The following is a 25450-nucleotide window of genomic DNA, read 5'->3' on the forward strand; positions in this document are numbered from 1 at the left end:
ATAACCCGCCTCCTCCAGGAGCTTGCAGTAGATCAGAGATATGAACTCACAATCATATCTACAATCGCTACGAGATAGGAACCGTCCTTCATATCTTTGCCTGTGATGATAGGCAATAAATATCATATTCCCAGTGATTTAGCTGAGATGTAGGTTCCGTTGCGACAGAGCAGGTCGTGGCCTCACCGGCCACATATGCAATCAAGTTCATATATTGGGAGAAATGCCGCATGCTCACCCGAGCTTCCGACCAGACGCACAATCTCCTCATTGACGGACGCCGCGTGGCGGCGTTGTCCGGTCGTACCTTCGAGACGCTGAACCCCGCCACCGGGGAAGTCATCGCCAAGGTCGCCGAGGCGGGCGTGGACGATATCGATGCCGCCGTACGCTCAGCCCGCGCCGCCTTCGAAGGTCCATGGAAGCGCATGCGCGCCGCCGATCGCGGCCTGCTGATGCTGAAGCTCGCGGACCTCATCCGGCGCGACGAGGACGAGTTGGTCGATCTGGAGAGCCTCGATTCCGGCAAGCCGGTCTCGGCCATCCGCCGTCAGGACCTGCCGGCGGTGCTCGATACGCTGACCTACTATGCAGGCATGGCCGACAAGATAAATGGTCAGGTCATTCCCGCCCGTACCGATGCCTTGACCTACACGGTGCGCGAGCCGCTCGGCGTCGTCGCCGCGATCATTCCCTGGAACTTCCCGCTGATGATCGGCATGTGGAAGATCGCGCCTGCGCTCGCCTGCGGCTGCACCGTGGTGCTGAAGCCCGCCGAGGTGACGCCGCTGACGGCGCTCAAGATCGGCGAGCTGGCGCTCGAAGCCGGCTTCCCCGCAGGTGTCCTCAACGTCGTTCCGGGCTTCGGCAAAATCGCCGGCCAGGCCCTCGTTGATCATCCCGACGTCGACAAGATCACCTTCACCGGCTCGCCGGTCGTCGGCCGCCAGATCCTGCAAGGCGCTTCGGGCAATCTCAAGCGCGTGACGCTGGAACTCGGCGGCAAGTCCGCCAACATCATCTTCCCTGACGCCGACCTCGACGCCGCGGTCAAGGCCGCCGGCTCCGGCATCTTCTTCAACACCGGCCAGGTTTGCTCGGCCGGTTCGCGCATCCTGGCGCATGAATCCATCTATGACGAGGTCGTCCAGCGGCTGGCCGCTCGCGCCGAATCCACCCGCATCGGCAATCCGCAAGAGACCTCGACGGCGATGGGTCCGCTGGTCTCCGAAGTTCAGATGAAGCGCGTGCTGGACTATATCGAGATCGGCCGCAACGAAGGCGCCTCGCTGGTGACCGGCGGCAGCCGCCACGGCGATGTCGGCTATTTCGTCAAGCCGACGGTGTTCGCCAATGTCGGGCACCAGATGCGGATTTCTCAGGAAGAGATTTTCGGCCCGGTCGCGACAGTCATCAAATTCACCGATGAGGCTGACGCCCTGCGTCTCGCCAACGGCACCGTCTACAGCCTGGCGGCCGGCGTCTGGAGCAGCGACATCGGCCGTGTGCATCGCTTCGCGAGGGAACTGAAGGCCGGCACGGTCTGGGTCAACACCTACGGCCCGACCGATATCCGCTTGCCCTGGGGCGGCTCGCGCGATTCCGGTTTCGGCCGCGAACATGGCGACGCGGCCATCGAGAATTTCACCGAGCAGAAGGTCGTATGGATCCAGACCGGCAAGTGATCCTCCGGCCGACCTGAAGCCTCACGTTTCGAACCGACATCCACCTTCGCGACCGCTGGGCTGCGAGGGTTCACCCGAACTTTGTCCAACGCATAAGGAAAACCATCATGCGCATTGCAATCATCGGACAGCAGGCCTTCGGCAAAAGCGTGCTCGAGGCCTTCCTGGCGCGCGGCGACGACATCGCAGGCGTTTTTTGCGCCCCGGAAAAACCCGGCTCCAGGCCCGATCCGCTGCGCCTTGCAGCGGAAGAGCATGGACTGAAGCTGTTCCAGCTGCCAAGCCTCAAGGGCGAAGCGGCCGAGACCGCGCTGCGCGAGCTCGACGTCGAGCTCGCGGTCATGGCTTACGTCTTGCAGTTCGCCCCGCAGACCTTCGTCAACATTCCGAAGCACGGCACCATCCAGTATCATCCTTCGCTGCTGCCTAAGTACCGTGGCCCAAGCTCCATCAACTGGCCGCTGATCAAGGGTGACAGCCAGACCGGCCTGACCATCTTCCGGCCGACCGATGGCCTCGATGAAGGTCCGATCCTGCTGCAGGTGACGATCGGCATCGGTCCCGAGGACACGCTGGGCACGGTCTATTTCGACCGGCTGTTCCCACTCGGCGTCCAGGCCATGCTCGATACCGCCGATCTCGTCGTCTCGGGCCGGCACCAGGAAATCCTCCAGGACGAATCCCAGGCGAGCTACGAGGGCTGGTGCAAGGACGCCGAGGCGAAAATCAATTGGAACAGCCATATCGACACCATCCACAATCTCATTCGCGGCTGCGATCCCGCACCGGGCGCCTGGACCACGGTGGATGGCGAAAAGATCCGCTTGTTCGAAGTCAGGAAGCACTCAGCGCGCAAGTTCGCCGATGTGGTGGGCAAGCCCGGCGAGATCAGCTGGGTCGGCGACAAGAGCCTGCAGGTCACCGTCCAGGGCGGTAATCTGGAAATCTTCAAGGTGCGCACCGAGGCCGGGACAAAGATGTCCGGCGCCGAGTTCGCGAAGTCGAAAGGCCTGCTCGCCGGTTCGAAACTGGGCACCGACGCCCCGGCTGCCAAGCCTGCATCGCCCGCCAAGGTCGAGAAGGACGTCGCCGACGCTTGATCGCCGGCGCTATCAAAAACAGCGAGCGCCGGCGAGTTCAGGCCCGGCGGCGCTCTGCTTCCGGGTTCTTGCGCACGGCGAGGAATTCCTTGACCCGACGGCCGGGTGCGGGACCGCGCACCGGCTTGAAGCCATCATCGAGTTCACCGGAGAGGTCGAGCGTGGCATGGCTGCCGACGGCGTCGTAATTCTCCTCCAGCCAGTCGCTGGCAGCGGTGCGGCCAAGATCCCTGAGATAGGTCAGGAACGCCCATTCGGCATTGACCTTCGATGACGCCGACAAGTCCTTGAACGCCTCGTCGGCATCGATGCGGTGCATGCGGATGTCGCGGTATTCGCCATGCGGCAGGCGGCCGGCGGCGATCAATTCCTTGACGAAGGCGATCGAGCGGAATTCGCGCAACAGCCCCGCATTGAAGGTGATCTCGTCGATGCGGTTCTGGATCTCGTTGGCGCTCCTCGGTGTTCCCTCGCGCACCACGGGGTTGATCTGCACCAGGAGCACATCCTCGGTCGCCGCTGTCTTGAAGAACGGATAGAGCGCCGGATTTCCGCCATAGCCGCCGTCCCAATAAGGTACGCCCTTGATCTCGACGGCACGGAACAATTGCGGCAGGCATGCCGAGGCCATCACCGTGTCGAGGTCGATCTCGCCGTCGGAAAAGACCCGCAATTGCCCGGTCTCGACATTGGTGGCGGAGATGAACAGTTCCATGGACTTGCAGGCGCGGACATTCTCAAAGTCGATCTCCTGCGCGACCACGTCACGCAGCGGATTGAGGCCAAGCGGGTTGGCGACATAGGGCGAGAACACCCGCGACATCGTATCGAAGAAGACATAGCCTGGCGTATTCTCGATCGACCAGTTGCCCCATGCGACGTCCCACGGCATGCGCTGGACCGGGCTGAACCGGCCCTTCGCCGCGACGGCGTGCCAGAAATCATCGAGCTTCCTGCGCGCGCCCTCGACCCCGCCGCGGACAAAACCGTCGGCCAGCGCCACCGCGTTCATGGCGCCGGCGCTGGTGCCGGAAACGGCCGATATTTCCAGCCTGCCGTCCTCCAGCAGGCGGTCGAGCACACCCCACGAAAAGGCGCCGTGCGAGCCGCCTCCCTGAAGGGCGATGTTGATCTTCTTCTTGTCCTCCGCCTTGCCGTTCTTCGTCATGGCGTTCCTGTCATCCTGATGCGTCAGCCTGCCCCAACGTCAATGGAGAGAGCTGCTGCTGTCGCTCTATGTTGCAGTGCAGCATATAAGGATGGACCATGGCAAGACACGAACACGGTCGCGTTATCACATGAAATTTCGCTCATGCCGAAAGGCCCCTCCGCTTCGACGGAGAGGCCGTGCCCTTGATGGGTTAGGCGACGAGATCCGGCACCGGGCCGACATAGCGCGATTGCGGCCGGATCAGCCGCCCGGTTGTCTGCTGTTCGCGCGCATGCGCGATCCAGCCGGCAACACGGCCCGCGGCGAAGACATTGCTGAAAGCCCGCGGCGGGAAACCCGCCGCTTCCAGCACCAGCGCTGTATAGAACTCGACATTGGTCTGCAGCGCGCGCTGCGGTTTGGCGATCCGCAGCACTTCGAGCGCGGTTTGCTCGACCGTTTCGGCGAAGGCCAGCCGGCGGCCGGTTTCGCCTTCGCCGCCAAGCTGCCGCACCACGGCCTTGAGCACATCGGCACGCGGATCGCGCACGCGGTAGATGCGGTGGCCGAAACCCATGATGCGCTTGCCATGGGCGATCTCGTCGCGCAGCCAGCCGGCCGCGTCGCCATGCGCCTCGATTGCATCCAGCATCTCGATCACCGGTCCGGGCGCGCCGCCATGCAGCGGTCCCTTGAGCGCGCCGAGCCCGGCCAGCACCGACGAGGTCAGGCCGGCCAGTGTCGAGGCGACGACACGGGTGGCGAAGGTCGAGGCGTTGAGCCCGTGGTCGCAGACGGTCACCAGATAGGTGTCGAGCGCTTTTGCCAATGCCGGCGATGCGGCGACGCCATTGAGCATGCTCAGCATGTCGGCGGCATGATCGGCCTTGCCGTCCGGCGCGACCGGCTGCTCGCCGCGCTGCTGGCGCAGCAAAGCCGGCGTCAGCACGGCGGGCGCCGCGATCAGCCGCAAGGCGTCCGCCAGCGTCTCGCCATCCGGCAGCAGGGCCATGCCGGCGCGCATGGCGCTGTAGATTTCGAGCGGCGCCAGCAAGGGCAGCGAAGGCAGGAGGCGCTCGAACACCTCGACACGGGCCCCGCCCAGTCTGGCCGCCAGTTCGGCATCGCCAGGCAGATCGTCGAAGAAACCATCCAGCAGCAGGCGCACCACTTGCGGGTAACTCCATCGTCCGGCCAGTTCCGGCAGCGAATAGCCACGGATCGTCAGCCGGCCACCCAGACCATCCACATCGGACAGCACGGTTTCGGCCGCCACCACATCATCGAGCCCATTCGCCATAGCCTTGTCTCCTTGAAGCTTTTCCATGTGGGAGATAAGGGTAGGCCGGATTGTCATCAATCTTGATCAATAGAATCAATATCAGGGCTCGCCATGTCCGAATGGTTGTCGCGGGAAGAGGCGCTGGAAAGGCTGCGGGTGAGGCCGCAGACGCTCTACGCCTATGTCAGTCGCGGTCGCATCGGCATGCGCCCGGACCGCGCCGATCCGCGCCGCAGCGAATATCGCGCCGACGACATCGCCGCGTTGGCAACGCGAAGGGCGCGCGGGCGCAGCCCCTCTGCCATCGCCGAAAGCGCCATTGCCTGGGGCGAACCGTCGATCGCAACGGCGATCTCGACCGTCTGGCACGGCCATCTCATCTATCGGGGCCAGGACGCCGTTGCGCTGTCCGACCATGCGACGCTGGAAGAAACCGCCGCCGTGCTTTGGGCCCTGCCTGAACCGGTCCGCTTCGAGGCGCCGTCGCCAGATGCGCCGGGCCAGTTCGGCCGAGGCCCGGCCTTCGCGCAACTTGCCTTGCTTGCCGGCCACGCGCGGCCTTCGCTTGGACGCAGCGCCGCCTCGCTGTGCGCCGACGCGGCGCGCGCGATCGGCGCGCTGGCCGGCGCTCTCGGCGCCGAGGCAGGGCCGGAGCCGGTGCATCGGCGACTGGCGCAGGGATGGTCGGTCGGCGATGACGGCGCGGAAGCGATCCGGCGCGCCCTCGTGCTGCTCGCCGATCACGAACTCAACGCATCGACCTTCGCGGCTCGCGTCGCCGCCTCCACGGGAGCCTCACCCGCCGCTTGCCTGCTGGCGGGGCTGACGACGCTGTCCGGCCCGCGGCACGGTGGCGCCGGCGAGGCGGTGATGCACCTCGCCGAAGATGCGGCACGGCACGGCGCCGATGCAACGATCCGGCGCTGGCTCGGCCATGACCGGCCGTTGCCGGGTTTCGGCCATCAGCTCTACCCCGAAGGCGATCCCCGGGCCACGGCGCTCCTGGCGTCCGTCGGCAACACCGACGAGACATTGCGGTCGCTGGAAAGCGCCGCCATTGCCGCGACCGGCGCTCCAGCGAATATCGATTTTGCCCTCGCCGTGCTGACGCGCAGCCTGGGCTTGCCGCGCGATGCGCCGTTCCACCTGTTCGCGCTTGGACGCAGCGTCGGCTGGGCCGCCCATATGGTCGAACAGATCGTGAGCGGCAGCATCATCCGTCCGCGCGGACGCTATGAGGGATTGCTGCCCTGACAGCGGTGATGTCGTCAGGCTGGGTCGGCACTGGTTCCGAACCGCGCCCGGTAAGCGACGGGCGTCGTTGCGAATTGCTGGCGGAAATGATGCCGTAGCGTCGCCGCCGCGCCAAATCCGGCGGTCTCGGCAATCCGCTCGATCGGCATGGCGGTGTCTTCCAGCAATGTGCGCGCCCGCGATAGCCGTTCCGAAAGCAGCCAGCGCGCCGGCGTGACACCGGTAGCGGCCGCGAACCGGCGCAGAAATGTCCGCTCGCTCATTCCGGCCAGGTTGGCGAGGGTGACAATGGTATAGTCGGCGGAAATATCCGCGCGCATCCTGTCGATCAACGGTCCGAGCCGGCTGCGTTCATGAGGCTCGGGAACCGAGCTCTCGACATATTGCGCCTGGCCGCCGTCGCGATGCGGCGGCACGACCAGCCGTCGCGCCACCATGTTGGCGGCCTTGGTGCCGAAGTCGCGCCGGACCAGATGCAGGCACAGGTCGATGCCTGCCGCGCTGCCGGCCGATGTCAGGACATTCCCCTCATCGATGTACAAAACGTCAGGAACCACGGTGATATCGGGATACATCTCCCTCAGTCTCTCGCTGTAGCGCCAATGCGTGGTCGCCTTCTTGCCCGACAGCAAGCCGGCCGCGGCGAGCACGAAGACGCCCGAGCAGATGGACAGGATGCGTGCGCCCCGCTCATTGGCCGCCCGAAGCGCCTCGATCAGCAAGGGCGGCACCGGACACTCCACACCGCGCCATCCCGGCACGATCACCGTGCCGGCCTCGCCGATCAGATCCGGCCCGCCATCGGCGACGATGCGCACGCCGCCCATCGCACGCATTTCGCCGGCATCTATCCCGGCGACGGCAAACCGATACCAATCCGCGCCCATCTCCGGCCTGGGCAAGGCGAACATCTCGGCCGCCACGCCGAACTCGAACGTGCACAGCCCGTCATAGGCGACAGCAACGACCAGTGGATTGGCGAGAGGCAGATTTGGCATGATCTTGACGATATATGGCAAAGCTGCCAGCTGCAATTGCCTCGCCCGGTGCGCTACCTCGGTTCCATCAGAGATGGAGACCAGCTCCATCGGAGATGGAGACCCCTTATGAGCCTGGTGACAGACATTCCGGCGGCATCGCCGGAGATTGCGCGCGACCATTTCCTGCGTCGGCTTTCGGTCGAGACCGACTGCTCCGACGTTGCAGCAGCCCTGCGCGCCGGTGGCCCGGACTTTGTCCTTCTGCATGTGGTCGGTTCGCCTGATGCCTATGAGCGCCGCCATGTGCCTGGCGCGCTGCACCTGCCGCACCGCGAGATCTCGGCCGAGCGAATGGCGGAATGGCCGGCAGGCACGCTGTTCGTCGTCTATTGCGCCGGGCCGCATTGCAATGGCGCGGATCAGGCGGCCTTCAAACTGGCCAGCCTCGGCCTGCCGGTCAAGATCATGATCGGTGGCATGACAGGCTGGCAGGATGAAGAACTTCCTTTCGCCTCGGGCAAGGCGCCTGGCACGCTGAGGTCATGACCCCAACTCCGAGCCCAGCGCGCAAAGCGGTCGTCCGTCCGTTCGAGCGGCGGGATGCCGGCGCGGTGCTCGTCCTTATGCGGGCGCTCGCCGTCTTCGAGGGCTATGACGACAAATTCCGCGTCACCGAGGCCGACATCGTCGACCATGGGCTGGGGCCATCGCCCCGCTTCGGCGTGTTCGTTGCGGAAGTCGATGGCGCAATCGTCGGCATCGCCGTCCACTATCTCATCCCCTGGACCTACGATCTGAAGCCAGTCGTGGTGCTGAAGGAACTCTACGTGGCTGAGGCTGCGCGCGGCATGTCGGTCGGCCACGCTCTTGTGGAACGGCTCCGAGACCATGCCACCAGCATCGGTGCATCCGCCATCAAGTGGACGGTGCTGCACTCCAACATGCCGGCCAAGGCTTTTTATCGCTCGCTTGACGGGCGGGCCGACGACATCTGGGAATTGTGGAAGCTGACCATCGACGGATAAGGCACGGCCGGGTTGGGCTGCGCCCGACCGGCTGCCGGTCTACGACATCGTATCGAGCTTGCGCTGCATGGCCGCGATCTGATCCTTCAGCTGCTGCAGATCGTCGGACTTCTCCGGCGGCGCGTCCTTCCTGGCCGGCTCGGCGGGGGCTGCGGCCGGCGCAGAACCCGGGGGTGGAAAAGGCGTGAACAGCCGCATCGCGTTCTGGAACATCTCCATGTTGCGGCGTGTCTGTTCTTCCAGCGCCTTGATCGGCGTCGCCATCTTCATCACATCCAGCGGCGACTTGCCGATCGCGCCCTTCATCTGCTCGCGAAAGCGCTCCTGCTCCTTGGAGAAGGCGATCATCGACTGTTCGAGGAAGCTCGGCACGATCATCTGCATCTGGTCGCCATAGAAGGCGATCAGCTGGCGCAGGAACGGGATCGGCAGCATGTTCTGCCCGTCCTTGTTCTCCAGCTCGAAGATGATCTGGGTCAGCACCGGATGCGTGATGTCGTCGCCGGTCTTGGCGTCCTGGACGGTGAACTCTTCGCCCTTCTTGACCATCTCGGCCAGATCCTCGAGCGTCACATAGGTGCTCGTCCCCGTATTATAGAGGCGGCGATTGGCGTATTTCTTGATAATGATCGGGTCGTCTTTTGCGGCCATCTGCATCCTCCCCGGACACCGGCGCGCCTGAGTAAGCGGCCGGTAACGATTGCGCCCTTTTTGAGGATATGCGCAAAAGCCTCATAATTCCAAGCAGTTTGTGCAGTGCGGGATCATATAATGCTGCATAGCAGGCAAAATATGCTGCGCAGCAGCGGCCAGCCCGAAGGCATGGCGGCGCGTGACCTGCTTGGCGTGCATGGGCGCCATGCCGATTTCCGGTTTGACTTGGGGTTGGGAAAGGGCAAGAAAAGTCCTCAACGACAGAACAACATCCTTGAAGTCTGGAGAAGAAAATGTCCGATTCCATCGTCATCGCCAGCGCCGCGCGCACGGCCGTCGGCTCCTTCAACGGCGCGTTCGCCGCCACGCCGGCACATGAGCTCGGCGCCGTCGTCATCAGGGAACTTTTGTCGCGCGCCGGGGTCGAAGCGGCAGAGGTCGACGAGGTCATCCTCGGCCAGGTGCTGACCGCGGCCCAGGGCCAGAACCCGGCCCGCCAGGCCTCGATCATTGCCGGCCTGCCCAAGGAGACCACCGCCTGGGGCCTCAACCAGGTTTGCGGTTCGGGCCTGCGCGCCATTGCACTCGGCATGCAGCAGATCGCCACCGGTGACGCCAAGGTGATCATCGCCGGCGGCCAGGAATCGATGTCGCTGTCGCCGCACGCGCAGCACCTGCGCGCCGGCGTCAAGATGGGCGACTACAAGATGATCGACACCATGATCAAGGACGGGCTGTGGGATGCCTTCAACGGCTACCACATGGGCAACACCGCCGAAAACGTCGCCCGCCAGTTCCAGATCACCCGTGACGACCAGGACCAGTTCGCGCTGGCCTCGCAGAACAAGGCCGAGGCGGCGCAGAAGGCGGGCAAGTTCAAGGACGAGATCGTCGCCTTCACCATCAAGGGCAAGAAGGGCGACACCATTGTCGACCAGGACGAGTACATCCGCCATGGCGCGACGCTGGACGCCATGACCAAGCTGAAGCCGGCCTTCGACAAGGACGGCACCGTGACCGCAGCCAACGCCTCCGGCATCAATGACGGTGCCGCCGGCGCGCTGCTGATGAGCGAAGCGGAAGCCGCAAGGCGCGGCATCACCCCGCTGGCGCGCATCGCGTCCTGGGCAACCGCCGGCGTCGATCCGGCGATCATGGGCACCGGCCCCATTCCCGCCTCGCGCAAGGCTTTGGAAAAGGCCGGCTGGTCGGTTGGCGATCTCGACCTTGTCGAAGCCAACGAGGCTTTCGCCGCGCAGGCCTGTGCGGTCAACAAGGACATGGGCTGGGATCCCTCGATCGTCAACGTCAATGGCGGCGCCATCGCCATCGGTCACCCGATCGGCGCCTCGGGCGCCCGCATCTTCAACACGCTGGTCTACGAGATGCGTCGTCGCGGCGCCAAGAAGGGCCTCGCCACCCTGTGCATCGGCGGCGGCATGGGCGTCGCCCTGTGCGTGGAAGCCCTCTGAAGAAATACTGAACGGGCGGCGCAGGCCGCCCGTTTCATATCCAGTGCCTGCCAAGCCCGACAACAGGGCGATATCAAAAAGGGGAAATGCATGACCAAGGTTGCAATCGTCACGGGCGGATCGCGCGGCATCGGCGCGGCGATCTCGATCGCCTTGAAGAACGCCGGCTATTCGGTCGCGGCCAACTATGCCGGCAACGACGAGGCGGCAGCGAAATTCAAGGCCGAGACCGGCATTCCGGTCTACAAATGGTCGGTCGCCGACTATGACGCTTGCGCCGCCGGCATCAGCCGAGTCGAGGCCGACCTCGGCCCGGTCTCGGTGCTGGTCAACAATGCCGGCATCACCCGCGACGCCATGTTCCACAAATTGACCCGTGAGCAGTGGAAAGAGGTCATCGACACCAATCTTTCCGGCGTCTTCAACATGACGCACCCGCTGTGGGGCGGCATGCGCGACCGCAAGTTCGGCCGCGTCATCACCATCTCCTCGATCAACGGCCAGAAGGGCCAGGCCGGCCAGGTCAACTATTCCGCCGCCAAGGCCGGCGACATCGGCTTCACCAAGGCCCTCGCCCAGGAGGGTGCCCGCGCCGGCATTACGGTCAACGTCATCTGTCCCGGCTACATCGCCACAGAGATGGTCAAGGCGATCGATGAGAAGGTGCTCAACGAGCGCATCCTGCCGCAGATCCCGGTCGGCCGCCTTGGCGAACCGGAAGAGATCGCGCGCTGCGTCGTCTTCCTCGCTTCCGAGGATGCCGGCTTCATCACCGGCTCGACCCTCACCGCCAATGGCGGCCAATACTTCGCCTGAAACGTCCAACGGCTTCAGACTGTAGCGAACGGACCGGGAAACCGGTCCGTTTCCGTTGAAGCCTTTGAGGCGAAAGAACCCCGCCGCGGCGCAATGCCCCAATCCGGCACGCAAGGGTTAATGGCGGCAGCGCCGCCTGTGCGGAACCCTGTGGTCAAGCCTGTGGATTGTCGGTGGATAAGCTGTTCACAACACAAGATATTGGGGAACAAAAAGGGAAAATGCCGTCGGCGCTGTTTTGTCGCCGATTCGTTCCGGCTTTGAGCGCAAGTTAACGTTAATAGGCCGGAATCGCCCGCAGTTCCTTAACACCAAATTCAGAAAGATTAACAATTTCATAATCTTGAGTGATGGGCATCGTGCCGCCGGCGTCGTTTCCCGGCAAAGCTTAACGGCTGAACTCGCCTAGCATAAAACGGGCCAGTTCAGGGATTCAGCATGTGGTGAGAGTCACGGTCACGAAATCCACATATAGCCGTGAACAAAAGCTGAATCTGGTCGAGTCACCGATTCGTCGCCGATTCGTTCCAGACTCGTTCCATCAGTTAAGCGACAGCCAATTTAGCGCTGGACAAAGAGGCCTTCGAACCGCCCACGGAACATTCCGCTTTCGCTTCGCGCCCGAAATCCCTATGTGTCGCCTGTCATACGCGCCAGTTGAGGCACGCTCCCGACAATGAGAGGCCAGAAAGCCTTATTTCCGAGCCGATGAACATCCAGCCGAAACATACCGAGCCGCTGATCCTGTCGGGCCGCGACGTGACCGCCGTGCTTGGTCCGACCAACACCGGCAAGACCCACCTCGCCATCGAGCGCATGGTGGCGCATGAAACCGGTGTCATCGGGCTGCCGCTCAGGTTGCTGGCGCGGGAAGTCTACACACGCGTCTGCGAAAAGGTCGGCGCCCATAAAGTCGCGCTGATCACCGGCGAGGAGAAGATCCAGCCGCCAGGCGCCAGATATTCGGTCTGCACGGTCGAGGCCATGCCGCGCGAGACCGACGCCGCCTTCGTCGCCATCGACGAGGTGCAGCTCGCCGGCGACCTCGAGCGCGGCCACATCTTCACCGACCGCATCCTGCATCTTCGCGGCCGCCAGGAAACGCTGCTGCTCGGTGCCGCCACTATGCACGGCATCCTGCAGCGCCTGCTGAAGGGCGTTTCGGTGGTGACGCGGCCAAGGCTGTCGCATCTTGCCTATGCGGGCTCGAAGAAGCTGACGCGCCTGCCGCGCCGCACCGCCATCGTCGCCTTCTCCGCCGACGAGGTCTACGCCATCGCCGAGCTGATCCGCCGCCAGCAAGGTGGTGCCGCCGTCGTTCTCGGCGCGCTCTCGCCGCGCACCCGTAACGCCCAGGTGGCATTGTTCCAATCGGGTGATGTCGACTATCTCGTCGCCACCGATGCCATCGGCATGGGCCTCAACCTCGATCTCGACCATGTCGCCTTCGCCCAGAACCGTAAGTTCGACGGCTACCAGTACCGCAACCTGACGGCGGCCGAGCTCGGCCAGATCGCCGGCCGCGCCGGCCGGCATCTGCGCGACGGCACTTTCGGCGTCACCGGCCAGGTCGATCCGCTCGACGAGGAACTGGTCAAGAAGATCGAAGGCCATGACTTCGATCCGGTGAAGGTGCTGCAGTGGCGCACCGCTCATTTCGACTTCGCCAGCCTCGATGCGCTGAAGCGCTCGATCGAGACCAACGCTCCGGTGGAGGGCCTGACGCGGGCGCTGCCGGCGGTCGACGCGCAAGCGCTCGAATATCTTTCCCGCGACGAGGATATCCGCGCGCTGGCGACCGACGCCAAACGCGTGGCGCTGTTGTGGGAAGCCTGCGCGCTGCCCGACTACCGCAAGATCGCCCCGGCGCAACATGCCGACCTCATCGCGTCGATCTATATGGACCTCGCCAAGCGAGGCCATGTCGACGAGAATTACATGGCCGAGCAGGTACGCCGCGCCGACACCACCGAGGGCGACATCGACACGCTGTCGCACCGCATTGCCCAGATCCGCACCTGGACATTCGTGTCGAACCGGCCCGGCTGGCTGGCCGATCAGGCACACTGGCAGGAAAAGACGCGCGAAATCGAAGACAGATTGTCGGATGCGCTGCATGAGCGGTTGACGAAACGCTTCGTAGACCGCAGGACTTCCGTCCTCATGCGGCGCCTTAGAGAAAATACCATGCCTGAAGCCGAAATTAGCCCTACCGGAACCGTCCTTGTCGAAGGCCATCATGTCGGCGAGTTGCAAGGGTTCCGCTTCACCGCCGACCAGACCGCCGGCGGCGAAGACGCCAAGGCCGTGCGCACCGCCGCGCAAAAGGCGCTGGCCGCCGAGTTCGAGGCGCGCGCCGACCGTTTTGGCGCCTGCGCCAATGGCGACCTGGCACTTGGCTCGGACGGCACGCTGCGCTGGATCGGCGCGCCGATCGGCACGCTTGTCTCCGGCGAGGACGCGCTGAAGCCCCGCCTCGTGCTGCTGGCCGACGAACAGCTGACCGGCCCGGCGCGCGACAAGGTCGCCGCGCGCGCCGAACGTTTCGTCAATTTCCAGATCGAGTCGCTGCTGAAGCCACTGGTCGACCTGAAGAACGCCGACCAGATTTCCGGCATCGGCCGTGGTATCGCCTTCCAGCTGGTCGAGAATTTCGGCCTCATCAACCGCCGCGACATCGCCGAGGAGATGAAGTCGCTCGACCAGGAAGGTCGCGCGGCGCTTCGCCGGCTTGGCGTGCGCTTCGGCGCTTACCATGTCTTCGTCCCGGCGCTGATCAAGCCGGCACCCGCCGGACTGGTGACCTTGCTGTGGGCGCTGAAGAATGACGGCAAGGACAAGCCCGGCTTTGGCGACGTGGTCCACGCGCTGGCGTCCGGCCGCACCTCGGTGGTCATCGATCCGGCCTTCGACAAGGCCTTCTACAAGCTCGCCGGCTACCGCAATCTCGGCCGCCGCGCCGTGCGCATCGACATTCTGGAGCGGCTGGCCGACCTGATCCGTCCGGCGACCAACTGGAAGCCTGGCCTCGGCCAGCGTCCGGACGGCGCCTATGACGGCCAGTCCTTCATGGTGACGCCGCCAATGATGTCGATCCTCGGCGCCACCGCCGACGACATGGAAGAGATTCTCAAGGGCCTGGGCTATCGCGCCGAGCCGAAGCCGGCTGCAGAGGTCAAGGCACGGCTCGAGGCGCAGGACACCGCCGCGCGGGAAGCCGCCGCCGCCAAGCTCGCGGCGGAAGAAGCCACGCGCGCCGAGCAGGCCAGGGCGGCCGAAGCCGCGGTAACGGACGCCGCCGCGGAAGCGGCGGTCGAGGGTTCGGAACCGGCCGCTGCCGAGGCTGGCGTCGAAACTCCGGCCGAAGCTGTTGCGGAAGCGGCGGCGGAGCCTGTCGCGGAAGAGCAACCGGAAGCTCCGGCCGAAGCCGTGGAAGAGCCCGCTACGGAGGCTGCCGCCGAAGCGGCTGCTGAACCAGATGCCGAGCCAGAAGCGGAAGCCATCGCTGACATCACTGCCACCGAAAGCGCCGACGCCCTTACCTCCCCCTCGATGGGGGAGGTCGCGGCGCGAAGCGACGCGGGTGGGGGTGATGGCGCCAACGATGCAGGCAGTGCTGACGGTACCGCCGCCGAAGCGCCCAAGCCTATCCTGCTGTGGCGCCAGGGCCGTTTCGAGCAGCGCCCCCGCCATCACGAAGGCCGCAACAATCGCCAGCGCAACGGACAGGCGCGCGGCCGCGGCAATGCACCGGCCGAGGCCGGCGCCGCTCAAGCGATCGGCGCACCGGGAGAACGCCCCGCCCATGAAGGGCGGCGTGACGGCGCCGGCAAGCCGCGCTTCGACCGGTCGAAGTTCAAGCCCAAGCCGCAGGGTGAAGGCGAACAGCGCCGTGACGGTCGGCCCCAGGGCGATCGTCCCGAGCGCCGTGAAGGCCGCCCCGACTGGAAGGGTGGCCGGCCCGAGGGCAAGGGTGGCCCCGATCGCGGCAAGGGAGGCGCAAAGCCGTCCTTCCAGCCGAAGCCGCGCGAGGAACGTCCGGTGCGCTTCGATCCGGACTCGCCCTTCGCCAAGCTCGCCGCCTTGCGCGACCAGCTGAAGAAGTAGGCTCGGTAGGGTTCGATGGTTGCCGAAGGCCGCCAGCGCATCGACAAATGGCTGTTCTTCTCGCGCGCGGTCAAATCGCGCTCGCTGGCGGCGAAGCTCGTCGTCGCCGGGCGCGTGCGCATCAATCGCGACAAAGCAGCGCAGGCCTCCGATCTGATCAAGCCGGGCGACGTGCTGACCATCACGCTGGACCGGCGCATTTTCGTCTGGAAGGTGCTCGGCGCCGGCGTCCGGCGCGGCCCGGCGGAGGAAGCCCGCACCCTTTATGAGGACATGTCACCGCCGCCCGCACCGAAGGGTGAGGCCCTTCCCAATGCGATTCCGGGGCTGCGCGAGGCCGGCAGCGGCCGCCCGACCAAGAGAGAACGCCGACAGACCGACCGCTTGCTTGGCGAAGACTGATCCCGTCGCTCAACACCGCATGGGGCTTTACGGCAATGACACGGCCTGGGGCGAAACCGAACCCGGCAAACAAGACCCTCCCGAGGACATGACAGGCTAGCGCCGTGCCCGCCGTCTGGAATTCCATTCCGGAAACGACGACGCCGCCGCGCATGGCCGCCCTTGCAAGCGACGGACAAAGGCGTTACCTCACGGAAAAAGCCCAACAAAACTGGCCCATTAAAGCTGGGGCGTCCCGGAGCCAACCGATGACCTATGTCGTGACCGACAATTGCATCAAATGCAAATACATGGACTGCATCGAGGTCTGTCCGGTCGACTGTTTCTACGAAGGCGAGAACATGCTCGTCATTCATCCCGACGAGTGCATCGACTGCGGCGTATGCGAGCCCGAATGTCCCGCCGATGCGATCAAGCCGGACACCGAGCCAGGCCTCGACAAATGGCTGCAGATCAACACCGAATATGCCGAGAAATGGCCCAACATCACCGCCAAGAAGGAGCCTCCGGCAGACGCCAAGACCTTCGACGGCGAGGCCGGCAAGTTCGAGAAATACTTCTCGGCCGAGCCCGGTGAAGGCGATTGACAATGCGGCCGTAAAGGTCGGTATTACGCAGCGTAAGAGACATGTCGCATAAACCGCCTTGACAGGCGGCGCGAAGCTGTGGCCTTCGCGAACGCAGCAAAACCTTGATTCTTCCGACTTTTTGTGTTACATCAGCGAAACATGCCGGTGACACAACGTCGATTTATGGCGCAGACGCCCCAAATCACTGAAAGGTGAAAATCCCATTCCGGACCAGAGCGATCTGGGCCAGGCGGTCGCAATTCGTGCGGTTTGCCGGTCCCGGCCTTTCCGGTGGGGTTCATCTGTTGTGCGGCTAACGGTCGGTGACCCCGATCGCACGAGTTCAGCCGGCACCGCCGCCGGCCCACAACAAGGAGTTCAGGGCGTAATGGCAACGATCACCCCGCAGAAGAAGTCCACCGGAGCGCGTCACGGTTTCAAGACTGGTGAGTACATCGTCTACCCGGCGCACGGCGTCGGCCAAATCGTGTCGATCGACGAGCAGGAAGTGGCGGGCCACAAGCTGGAACTGTTCGTCATCGACTTCCAGAAGGATAAGATGCGCCTGAAGGTGCCGGTCGCCAAGGCGACCTCCATCGGCATGCGCAAGCTGTCGGAAGAGGATTATGTCGAGCGCGCGCTCAAGGTCGTTCAGGGCCGCGCCCGCGTCAAGCGCACCATGTGGTCGCGCCGCGCCCAGGAATATGATGCCAAGATCAATTCGGGTGACCTGATCTCGATCTCGGAAGTCGTGCGCGACCTCTACCGCGCCGACAACCAGCCGGAGCAGTCCTATTCCGAACGCCAGCTCTATGAGGCCGCGCTCGACCGCATGGCCCGCGAGATCGCGGCCGTCAACCGCATGTCGGAAACCGAAGCCGTGCGTCTGATCGAGGTGAACCTCAACAAGGGCCCTAAGCGCGGTGCCAAGGCTGACAATGAGGAAGCCGAGCAGGAAGAAGCAGCCTGAGGCTCCTTGGCCTTCGAATTTGAAAAACCCGGCCTCGCGCCGGGTTTTTTGTTTTTTGACCTACACTCCCCACAAGGGGGTAGGAGCTCAGCCGCCGCCTTCCCTCTCCGCCTCCTGCTTCAGCGTCGCGATGAACCGCTTGGTCCGTTCGCGCTCGGGGTTGCCGAACAGCACCGCGGACGGCCCCTTCTCGACGATGACGCCGGCATCGAGGAACACCGCCTCCTGGGCGATCTTGGAGGCAAGCCGCAGGTCATGCGTCGCCATCACCATGGTCGTGCCTTCGCTGGCGAGCTTGCCAAGAACATCGACCACCTCTTGCGCCAATTCAGGATCAAGCGCCGATGTCGGCTCATCGCACAGCAGTACCTTCGGTGATGGCGCCAGAGCGCGGGCAATCGCCACGCGCTGCTGCTGGCCGCCCGACAGCGTCGCCGGCCAGGCGTCGGCCTTGTGCGCCATCCCGACCTTTTCCAGCAAGGCGAGCGCCCGCTCGCGGGCCTTCTCGGGCGACCATTTCAGCACCGTGACCAGGCCTTCCATGACATTCTCGATCGCAGTGCGATGCGGGAACAACTGGAAATTCTGGAACACCATGCCGGTCTGCAGGCGCAACCGCCTGATGTCGCTCGCCGGCACCTTGACGCCCGGACGGAACTCGAGCGTCTCGTCACCTATGCGCACCGTGCCCGAGGTCGGGATTTCCAGCAGGTTGATGCAGCGCAACAGCGTGCTCTTGCCGCCGCCCGAAGGGCCGACCAACGCGGTGACGCTGCCTTCCGCAATGGCGACGGTCACGCCCTTCAGCACCAGATTGTCGCCGAAGCGCTTTTCGATATTGGTGAGGCCGATCATGAGCGCGCCTCCAGGAAGCCGCCATAGCGGTTGAGCCGCTCCTCCAGCCGCGTCTGCAAGGCCGACAGCACCGAGCTCATCGCCAGATAGAGGATCGCCGCCTCGACATAGAGGATCAGCGGCTCATAGCTGGTGGCGACGATGCGCTGCGCCGCCTGGAACATCTCCGGCACGGTGATGGCGGCGGCCAGCGACGTGTCCTTGACCAGCGAGATGAAGGTGTTGGAAAGCGGCGGCACCGCGACGCGCCCGGCTTGCGGCAGGATGGTGCGGCGCATCGCCTGGCTCCAGGTCATGCCGATCGAATAGGCGGCTTCCCATTGGCCTTTCGGCACGGAGCCGATCGCCGCGCGGATGATCTCCGACGTGTAAGCGCCGATGTTGAGCGTGAAGCCGATCAACGCTGCCGTGAAGGCGTCGAGCAGGATGCCGACCGACGGCAGGCCGTAGAAGATCAGGAACAGCTGCACCAGGAGCGGCGTGCCGCGAAAGATCCAGACATAGAAGCGTACGATCGCGACCAGCGGCCTTGGTCCGAACAGCCGGCCAAGTGCCGCACCGAGGCCAACCGTCAGGCCGAGGACGAACGACAACAGCGTCAACGGCACGGTGAAGATGAGAGCGGCCCAGAGCAGCGAAGGCAGCGACTCCAGCATCAGTTGCAGCCAATGCGGCACGAAAGACCCCCAGAATGATCGCGGCGGCGTTATCGAAATGCGAATGCAGGCGCCATATCACGACAAAAGCGGCGGGCCGTCAAAGACGGCTCGCCGCTGGCATGTTGCAAGGCCGAAAACCGGCCCCGATAATCAACTACTTCGAAACGTCCTGGCCGAAATAGGTGTCGGCGATCTTCTTGTAGGTGCCGTCGGCCTTGATGTCGGCCAGCGCCTTGTTGATGGCCGCGACCAGTTCTGGATCGCCCTTGCGCACGATGACGCCGGAATAATCGGCGTTTTCTTCCTGCGCGGCGATCTTCACATTGGCGTCTGGCTTGTGCTTCTTGAAGTCGAGGAACGACAGGCTGTCATTGATGGTGGCGTCGGCACGGCCGGTCAAGAGAAGCTGGATCGATTGGTCGAAACCGTCGGTACCGACCAGTTCGGCGCCGTTGCTCTCGGCCAGCTTGCCGAAATTCGAGGTCAGCGACTGCGCCGACTTCTTGCCCTTGAGGTCGGCGAAAGTCTTGATGTCGGTGTTGTCGCCGCGCACGATCAGCACCGCCTTGGAAGCGATGTAGGGATCGGAGAAATCATACTTGGCCTTGCGCGCGTCGGTGATGCCGACTTCGTTAATGACTGCGTCATAACGGCTGACGTCGAGACCGGCGATCAGCCCATCCCACTTGCCTTCGAGGAACTCGACCTTGACGCCCAGCTTGTCGGCGATCGCCTTGGCGATCTCGACGTCGAAGCCGACCAGCGCGCCCGAACCGTCATGATAGGTGAAGGGTGCGTAGGTGCCTTCCGTGCCTACCTTGATGACGCCGGCCTGCTTGATCTGATCGAGATTGGCGCCCGCATGGCCTGAGGTGACAGCCAGAGCCTGCAGCGTTCCGGCGACGATAAGCGACTTGAGCCATTTCATCTTTTTGTGATCCCGTCCTTGGCCTGAAACCCGGCCTGTTGTGAGGGCTGGAAAATGACAGATGCAGACAGAAAGAATAAGGAATCAGATTTCAAAAACAAAGAATTTCCGAAACCCCATTCTCAAAAATGGATTGTTAGCAGCGTCCGAAGCGTTCGGGCGATGGTTCAAAAATCGCCTGGACAGCATCACTCGCCCGCCCGCGCCGGCGGAACCTTTCTCGCGCATGGCAGTTTTGGCTGTTCTAGGGCGCGACGCCGCGATTTCAACCGGTGCCCTGCCAAGTTCGCAAGTCATCTCGCCTGAACCAGGGAGCACCTCATGATGGAAGACATGGCAGGACGGATCATGGTCCGCGCGGCGATGAAGGCTCCCTATCTCGAACGGGACGAGGAACATCGGCTGGCCTTGCTCTGGAAGGAAGACAACGACCAGAACGCGTTGCACTGCATCACCGTCGCCCACATGCGGCTGGTCATTTCCATGGCCTCGAAATTCCGCCACTACGGCCTGCCGCTTGGCGACCTGATACAGGAAGGCCATGTCGGCCTGCTCGAGGCCGCCGCCCGCTTCGAGCCGGAGCGCGAAGTGCGGTTTTCGACCTATGCGACGTGGTGGATCCGCGCCTCGATGCAGGACTACATCCTGCGCAACTGGTCGATTGTGCGCGGCGGCACCAGCTCGGCGCAAAAGGCCCTGTTCTTCAACCTGCGGCGCCTGCGCGCCAGGCTCGCGAACGGCACGGAACCGCTCTCCAACACAACTCTGTACCGCGAAGTTTCGGTTGCGCTTGGCGTTTCCGAGGCGGATGTGGCGATGATGGATTCGCGGCTGTCGGCACCCGACTCCTCGCTCAACGTGCCGCTTGCCGACGATTCAGGCGGCACCGAGCGCATGGACTTCCTGGTCTCGGACGATCCCCTGCCCGACGAGATCGTTGGCGACAAGATCGACGTCGCGCGCCGCTCGCTCTGGCTGCGTGAGGCACTTCGCGCGCTCAACGCACGCGAACTGAGGATCATCGAGGAGCGCCGGCTGAACGACGAGGGCGCCACGCTCGAGGCGCTTGGCGAGACGCTTGGCATTTCCAAGGAACGCGTCCGCCAGATCGAGGCGCGCGCCATGGAAAAGCTCAAGGTCGCGCTGGTGAAGCAGAATCCGGAGTTTCTGGCGACAGCCGCCTGACCGCTCAAAAGCACAGGATCAAGAGCGCGTTGAAAACTCGCTCCGCTGAGGCGAATGGCGTGGATTTCAAGAACCGGAGCGGAGTGGACTCTAGAGCAATTCCAGGAAAAGTGTGAAACGGTTTTCCGTCCGGAATTGCGTAAAAACAAATAGTTAGAGCGGTTCTGCGATTCCGTGAAACGCTGAACCGCTCTAAGTCCATGAGCACCGGAAGCATAGAAAATCGCGGCAGGCGTGCAGCGAAGTGAGTTTGCAGCGTGCTCTTACTTGTCGGTGACGATCTTGACCTTGTCGCCGGCCGAAACCGCAGCCCCCGGCGACAGCGCATTGAGCACCCGGAACAGGTCGAGCTTGCGGTCGACGCCGACCATCTGCGCGGCGAGCGTGCCCATGGTCTGGCCCGGCTGCACTGTGAGCACGCGGATATGCAGCGGTTTCAAGGCCGCCTTCTCCGCGGCGCTCAGGATACGGAATGAGCCGCTGACCGAACGCGCGACAGAATCCAGCGAGGTGCTGGCCGAGGGTGCCGCGGTCAGCAGCCGGTAGACCTGGCCGCCGGCGCGGATCACCGCGATGTCGAACTGCCAGCCTTCGGCGCCGGCATGCGCGGTCGCCGCCTCGTTGCCGTTGATGGTTTCCTGCTTGACCGTGCTGTCGTCGAGGCCAGCCACCCAGCCGCTTCTGATATAGTCGGTCAAGGCGCGGTTCTTGTCGATCGAAACGCCGTCGAAGCGGATCGCGATGTCGCCCGGCCCGGTCGCCGTCACCGCTGCCGCCGAATTGTCGATGATGAAACCGTCCGGCACCGTGAACGACACGCCAAGCCCCGGATGCAGGAAGGTCTCGCCGCGCACATAGCCTTCTTCCGGCGTATCGCCGTAGAGCAGGCCATCTATGCCGGCGAGGAAGGAATCGCGGTCGCGCGTGCCGAAGCCGGGTGCGCCGAACTGGCGGGCATGGCGCTGCGCCAGGTCGATGCGCTGCGGCGTGTTGGGATGCGTGGCCAGGAAGTCGAGGCTGGCATCGGTGGCACCGCTGATCGACCGGAAATCGGTATAGGCCGACATCGACTGCAGGAAGCGGCCGGCGGCATAGGGATCATAGCCGGCTTCACCGATCGACTTGATGCCGATGGCGTCGGCCTCCAGCTCCTGGTTGCGCGAGAACTGCGCCAGCCTGAGCTTGCCGCGGATCAGTGCCGCCTTGGCGGTTGGGCTGTCACCCAGCACATCCGAGACCACCTTGGTCGCCAAGCCTTCCTCGGCCTCGAGTTGCTGGCGCTGCAGGCCGTGATTGGCGGTGACGTGACCCATCTCATGCGCGATGACGGCGGCGAGCTCGGACGAATCATTGGCAAGCGCCAGCAGCCCGCGCGTGATGTAGAGATAGCCGCCCGGCAGCGCGAAGGCGTTGACGTTGGGCGAGTTGAGGATGGTGATGCGGTAGGTCTGGGTCGGATTCGCCGACACAACGGTAAGGTTGCCGACCACCTTGGCGACCATGCGCTCGAGCTTGGGATCGGAATACTCGCCGCCATAGGTGGCCAGGATGCGCGGATGCTGCGCCTTGGCCAGTTCCGCGAGTTTGTTGTTGGCGGCGACATTGTCGACCGTGATCGGCTTGTCGGACGGCTGAAAGCCGGATTCCTGGACCTCCGGAGGCGTGAACATCTGGCAGCTTGCAAGCGCCACGGCAAAGCCGGCTAGCGCCAGAAAGCGCGCCAGTGGATTCATTCGCAGCTTGTCAACGCCGATCGCCAGAACGGCTTCCTTTCAGGTCCCGGCGCATAACCACGAAAATCGGGGGCGATCTCCGGAACCTGTCATGCGCAAAAAACAAACTTCTACAGCATCCGTCGCGCGTCCCTCGGGGCGTGCGGCGGATGCTGTAGGCAAATCACGGCTTGTGCCGGACCAGTAGGGCGGACCTAGCCACACTACTTCTGCCATGGCAAGCAAGCGCCCCATCGCCTGAGGCCGGTTTGACCGTAAATTATGTCCGCTTCCGGGCAATATCTCGTGATACGGCATTCCCGGCACTGGCACCGATATAGCGCCGGAAGGCGTCGGGACCAGCCCCGGCAAAGAAATCGTCCGCGCTGCCGGTGGCCGCCACGGTGCCATTGTCCAGAAACACCACATTCTGGCTGATTCGGCGGGCGTCCTCCGGCTGGTGCGTGACGAACAGTACCGTCATGCCGCGCTCCGCATGCACGCCGGCAACCAGATCGAGCATGTCGTCGCGCAGGGCTGGCCCCAGCGAAGCGAAGGGTTCGTCGAGCAGAAGCACCGGGCGATCGCGCACCAGCACGCGGGCCAGGGCAACACGCTGGCGCTCGCCGCCGGAGAGTTCGCGCGGCAAGCGTTTTTCCTTGCCGCCAAGGCCTGTGCGGGCAAGCGCCCCGGCGATATCAGCGCTGTCCGCTTCGGTCAGCCGCAGCGATGGCGAGCGCCCGAGCCCGACATTCTGCTCGACGGAAAGATGGGCGAAAAGATTGTTTTCCTGGAACACCATCGACACTGGCCGTTCGGCCGGCGGCGCGGCGCCGACATCGGCCCCGCCGATCAGCACGCGGCCGGACAACGGCGTCTCGAACCCGGCGACGAGGTTGAGCAGCGTCGACTTGCCCGAACCGCTCGGCCCCATGATGGCGGTGATTTCCGACGCGGCAAACGCGACATCGAAGACGAGCGGGGCCTCGCCGTAGCTGAACGAAACCTCGTCCAGCCGCACCGGAACGCCCTTCCTGTCCATCGCCCCATCAGACATTGCCGACCTTTTCCCTGCCGAGCCAATCCGCGGCCAGCACCAATGCGAGGCAGACGATGCCAAGCAACAGCGCCAGGCCGGCGGCGTCCTCGGTGCGGTAGCTGCCCATGCGCGCCAGGAGAAGGTAGGGCAAGGTCTGCACGGAATCACTGCCGAACAGCGCGATCACGCCGAGATCGCCGAGCGACAGCGCCATGGCGAAAGCAAAAGCGGTGGCGAGCGGGCGCCGCAGTGATGGCCAGTCGACCAGCCGCAGCCTCGCCCAGCCGGAGATACCGAGCTGTGCGCAGAGCCGTTCGTGACGCTCGCTCGCCGCGTCATAGGCGGGACGGACGGCGCGCAGCGCGAACGGCATCGCCATGACAGCATTGACGGTGACAACCATCACCGGGGCGATGGCGAAGACATCGCCGGCATGGCGCAGCAACAGGAACCAGCCAGCGCCGATGACGATGGGCGGCACGACCAGGACGAACCCCGCGCCGGTGTCGGTTGCATGCTCAAGCAATGTCCTTGGCCCGGCACGGCGGCCCAGCGCCAGCGCTCGCCGCGCCATGGTGAGCGCCAGGGACAGCATCACCGAAAGCAGCGCCGACAGGAAGGCGAGCACGGCGCTGGTCAGCATTGCTTGCCGGACGGTGGCCTCTCCGGCGAGCCGGCCGAGATCGGCGCCCAAACCGGCCACCACGGTCGCCGCCATCGGCCCGACAACGAACAGCAGCGCCAACACGATGAGCACGGCGTTGAGCGACGCCTCGGTCCCGTTGACGGAGAGATAGCGGCGCGGCGCGACCGGCAGGTTGGTGTCGCCGACGACATTGGCGCCAAGCCGCGTCAGCGCCAGCACCACGATGAACGTCAAGGCGATCTGCAGCAATGTCAGGGAGACCGCGCGCGCGGGATCGAAATCGAAGCGCAGCGCCTGATAGATGCCGACCTCCAGCGTCGTGGCGGCCGGCCCGCCGCCGAGTGTCAGCACGATGGTGAAGGAGGTGATGCAGAGCATGAAGACCAGCCCGGCGACGCCGGGCAGAGCGGCGCGCAGCGTCGGCCATTCGATCAGCCGGAACGCCGGCCGCGCGCCCATGCCGAGCTGGCTCGCCAGCCGCCACTGGTCGGCGGGAATGGTCTGCAGCGCCTCGAGCAACAGTCGCACGCTGAGCGGTAGATTGAAAAAGACATGGGCGACGAGAATGCCGGACAGGCCGTAAATGCCAGGCCAGCCCCGGCCGCCAATCGCGCTGAACAGCCCGGCGAAGTAGCCGGCGCGACCGTAGAGCGCCAGGATGCCGAGCGCCGCGACGATCGCCGGCAGCGCCAGCGGCACGGCAAAGAGCTGCAGGATGAAGGCGCGGCCAAAGAAGCGCGGATGCCGCGACAGGGCGCGCGCAACGAAGAGTGCCGGAATGACCGAAAGCAGCGTCGAAAGGATTGCCTGCCAGAGCGTGAAGCGGACAACGCGAAGGAGATAGGGATCGAAGGCCGCCCAGGCGCCCGAGAAATCATGGGCGCCTTCGATGAGCAAGCCGGCAAACGCGCCACCGATCAGCAGCGTGATCGCGGCGAGCGCGATGATGCCGGCGGTGAT

The 25450-nt window shown here is 64.4% G+C and carries 23 protein-coding genes; 13 read left to right on the forward strand and 10 right to left on the reverse strand.

Annotated features, from left to right (window positions below; genetic code table 11):
• Positions 1-230: 230 nt before the first annotated feature.
• Complete coding sequence (locus FJ977_RS34440; RefSeq protein ID WP_140777068.1) at positions 231-1685, forward strand: aldehyde dehydrogenase family protein; 1455 nt, start codon at positions 231-233, stop codon at positions 1683-1685.
• Positions 1686-1792: 107 nt separating this feature from the next.
• Complete coding sequence (locus tag FJ977_RS34445) at positions 1793-2785, forward strand: methionyl-tRNA formyltransferase (protein WP_140777070.1); 993 nt, start codon at positions 1793-1795, stop codon at positions 2783-2785.
• Positions 2786-2822: 37 nt separating this feature from the next.
• Here the strand turns inward: FJ977_RS34445 and FJ977_RS34450 are convergent, their stop codons facing one another.
• On the reverse strand, positions 2823-3953 hold the full coding sequence (locus FJ977_RS34450) for a patatin-like phospholipase family protein (RefSeq protein WP_140777072.1): 1131 nt from the start codon (positions 3951-3953) through the stop codon (positions 2823-2825).
• 193 nt (positions 3954-4146) lie between these two features.
• The gene (locus FJ977_RS34455; RefSeq protein WP_140777074.1) at positions 4147-5235 is read right to left on the reverse strand and encodes a citrate synthase/methylcitrate synthase; all 1089 of its coding nucleotides are present in this window, start codon (positions 5233-5235) and stop codon (positions 4147-4149) included.
• A 93-nt stretch (positions 5236-5328) separates the two neighbouring features.
• Between FJ977_RS34455 and FJ977_RS34460 the strand changes: the two genes are divergently transcribed.
• Positions 5329-6471, forward strand: a complete 1143-nt coding sequence (locus FJ977_RS34460) for a citrate synthase (protein ID WP_140777076.1) — start codon at positions 5329-5331, stop codon at positions 6469-6471.
• A gap of 14 nt (positions 6472-6485) precedes the next feature.
• Here the strand turns inward: FJ977_RS34460 and ftrA are convergent, their stop codons facing one another.
• Positions 6486-7469 (reverse strand): transcriptional regulator FtrA, encoded by a 984-nt coding sequence (gene ftrA / locus FJ977_RS34465; RefSeq protein WP_140777078.1) that lies wholly within the window; start codon positions 7467-7469, stop codon positions 6486-6488.
• Between the two features lie 108 nt (positions 7470-7577).
• Between ftrA and FJ977_RS34470 the strand changes: the two genes are divergently transcribed.
• Positions 7578-7997: a rhodanese-like domain-containing protein gene (locus FJ977_RS34470; protein WP_140777080.1), complete on the forward strand. Its 420-nt coding sequence runs from the start codon at positions 7578-7580 to the stop codon at positions 7995-7997.
• On the forward strand, positions 7994-8476 hold the full coding sequence (locus tag FJ977_RS34475; protein WP_140777082.1) for a GNAT family N-acetyltransferase: 483 nt from the start codon (positions 7994-7996) through the stop codon (positions 8474-8476). The genes FJ977_RS34470 and FJ977_RS34475 overlap by 4 nt, the downstream gene beginning before the upstream one ends.
• 39 nt (positions 8477-8515) lie before the next feature.
• On the opposite strand, the gene phaR is transcribed toward FJ977_RS34475, so the two are convergent.
• On the reverse strand, positions 8516-9127 hold the full coding sequence (phaR, locus tag FJ977_RS34480) for a polyhydroxyalkanoate synthesis repressor PhaR (protein WP_140777084.1): 612 nt from the start codon (positions 9125-9127) through the stop codon (positions 8516-8518).
• 296 nt (positions 9128-9423) lie between these two features.
• Here phaR and FJ977_RS34485 point away from each other — a divergent pair, with 296 nt between their 5' ends.
• The 6 genes from FJ977_RS34485 (at position 9424) to FJ977_RS34510 (ending at position 17466) form a co-directional block, all read left to right on the forward strand.
• Positions 9424-10602, forward strand: a complete 1179-nt coding sequence (locus tag FJ977_RS34485; RefSeq protein ID WP_140777086.1) for an acetyl-CoA C-acetyltransferase — start codon at positions 9424-9426, stop codon at positions 10600-10602.
• Between the two features lie 90 nt (positions 10603-10692).
• A complete protein-coding gene (gene phbB / locus FJ977_RS34490; protein ID WP_140777088.1) occupies positions 10693-11418 on the forward strand; it encodes an acetoacetyl-CoA reductase in 726 nt (241 codons plus the stop codon).
• Between the two features lie 708 nt (positions 11419-12126).
• The gene (locus tag FJ977_RS34495; protein ID WP_140777090.1) at positions 12127-15525 is read left to right on the forward strand and encodes a helicase-related protein; all 3399 of its coding nucleotides are present in this window, start codon (positions 12127-12129) and stop codon (positions 15523-15525) included.
• Between the two features lie 15 nt (positions 15526-15540).
• Positions 15541-15927 (forward strand): RNA-binding S4 domain-containing protein, encoded by a 387-nt coding sequence (locus FJ977_RS34500; protein ID WP_140777092.1) that lies wholly within the window; start codon positions 15541-15543, stop codon positions 15925-15927.
• 248 nt (positions 15928-16175) lie between these two features.
• Positions 16176-16514, forward strand: coding sequence for a ferredoxin FdxA (gene fdxA, locus FJ977_RS34505; RefSeq protein ID WP_008873823.1), 339 nt, complete (start codon positions 16176-16178; stop codon positions 16512-16514).
• 370 nt (positions 16515-16884) lie between these two features.
• A complete protein-coding gene (locus tag FJ977_RS34510) occupies positions 16885-17466 on the forward strand; it encodes a CarD family transcriptional regulator (RefSeq protein WP_010911999.1) in 582 nt (193 codons plus the stop codon).
• 87 nt (positions 17467-17553) lie between these two features.
• On the opposite strand, the gene FJ977_RS34515 is transcribed toward FJ977_RS34510, so the two are convergent.
• From FJ977_RS34515 to FJ977_RS34525, 3 genes are all read right to left on the reverse strand, one after another.
• The gene (locus tag FJ977_RS34515; protein ID WP_140777094.1) at positions 17554-18321 is read right to left on the reverse strand and encodes an amino acid ABC transporter ATP-binding protein; all 768 of its coding nucleotides are present in this window, start codon (positions 18319-18321) and stop codon (positions 17554-17556) included.
• A complete protein-coding gene (locus FJ977_RS34520) occupies positions 18318-18998 on the reverse strand; it encodes an amino acid ABC transporter permease (RefSeq protein ID WP_140777096.1) in 681 nt (226 codons plus the stop codon). Before FJ977_RS34520 ends, FJ977_RS34515 begins: the two co-directional genes overlap by 4 nt.
• A gap of 136 nt (positions 18999-19134) precedes the next feature.
• Positions 19135-19908, reverse strand: a complete 774-nt coding sequence (locus FJ977_RS34525; RefSeq protein ID WP_140777098.1) for an amino acid ABC transporter substrate-binding protein — start codon at positions 19906-19908, stop codon at positions 19135-19137.
• Between the two features lie 61 nt (positions 19909-19969).
• Here FJ977_RS34525 and FJ977_RS34530 point away from each other — a divergent pair, with 61 nt between their 5' ends.
• The gene (locus tag FJ977_RS34530) at positions 19970-20233 is read left to right on the forward strand and encodes a hypothetical protein (protein WP_140777100.1); all 264 of its coding nucleotides are present in this window, start codon (positions 19970-19972) and stop codon (positions 20231-20233) included.
• Positions 20230-21093 carry an RNA polymerase factor sigma-32 gene (locus FJ977_RS34535; protein WP_140777102.1) on the forward strand — a complete coding sequence of 288 codons (864 nt, stop codon included), beginning with the start codon at positions 20230-20232 and terminating at the stop codon, positions 21091-21093. The genes FJ977_RS34530 and FJ977_RS34535 overlap by 4 nt, the downstream gene beginning before the upstream one ends.
• A gap of 263 nt (positions 21094-21356) precedes the next feature.
• On the opposite strand, the gene FJ977_RS34540 is transcribed toward FJ977_RS34535, so the two are convergent.
• The 3 genes from FJ977_RS34540 to thiP form a co-directional block, all read right to left on the reverse strand.
• Positions 21357-22826 carry a M48 family metalloprotease gene (locus tag FJ977_RS34540; RefSeq protein ID WP_140777104.1) on the reverse strand — a complete coding sequence of 490 codons (1470 nt, stop codon included), beginning with the start codon at positions 22824-22826 and terminating at the stop codon, positions 21357-21359.
• Between the two features lie 259 nt (positions 22827-23085).
• Positions 23086-23862, reverse strand: coding sequence for a thiamine ABC transporter ATP-binding protein (gene thiQ / locus FJ977_RS34545; protein WP_140777106.1), 777 nt, complete (start codon positions 23860-23862; stop codon positions 23086-23088).
• Positions 23855-25450, reverse strand: coding sequence for a thiamine/thiamine pyrophosphate ABC transporter permease (thiP, locus tag FJ977_RS34550; RefSeq protein WP_140777140.1), 1596 nt, complete (start codon positions 25448-25450; stop codon positions 23855-23857). The genes thiQ and thiP overlap by 8 nt, the downstream gene beginning before the upstream one ends.

This window comes from Mesorhizobium sp. B2-1-3A (assembly GCF_006442655.1).
Classification (GTDB): domain Bacteria; phylum Pseudomonadota; class Alphaproteobacteria; order Rhizobiales; family Rhizobiaceae; genus Mesorhizobium.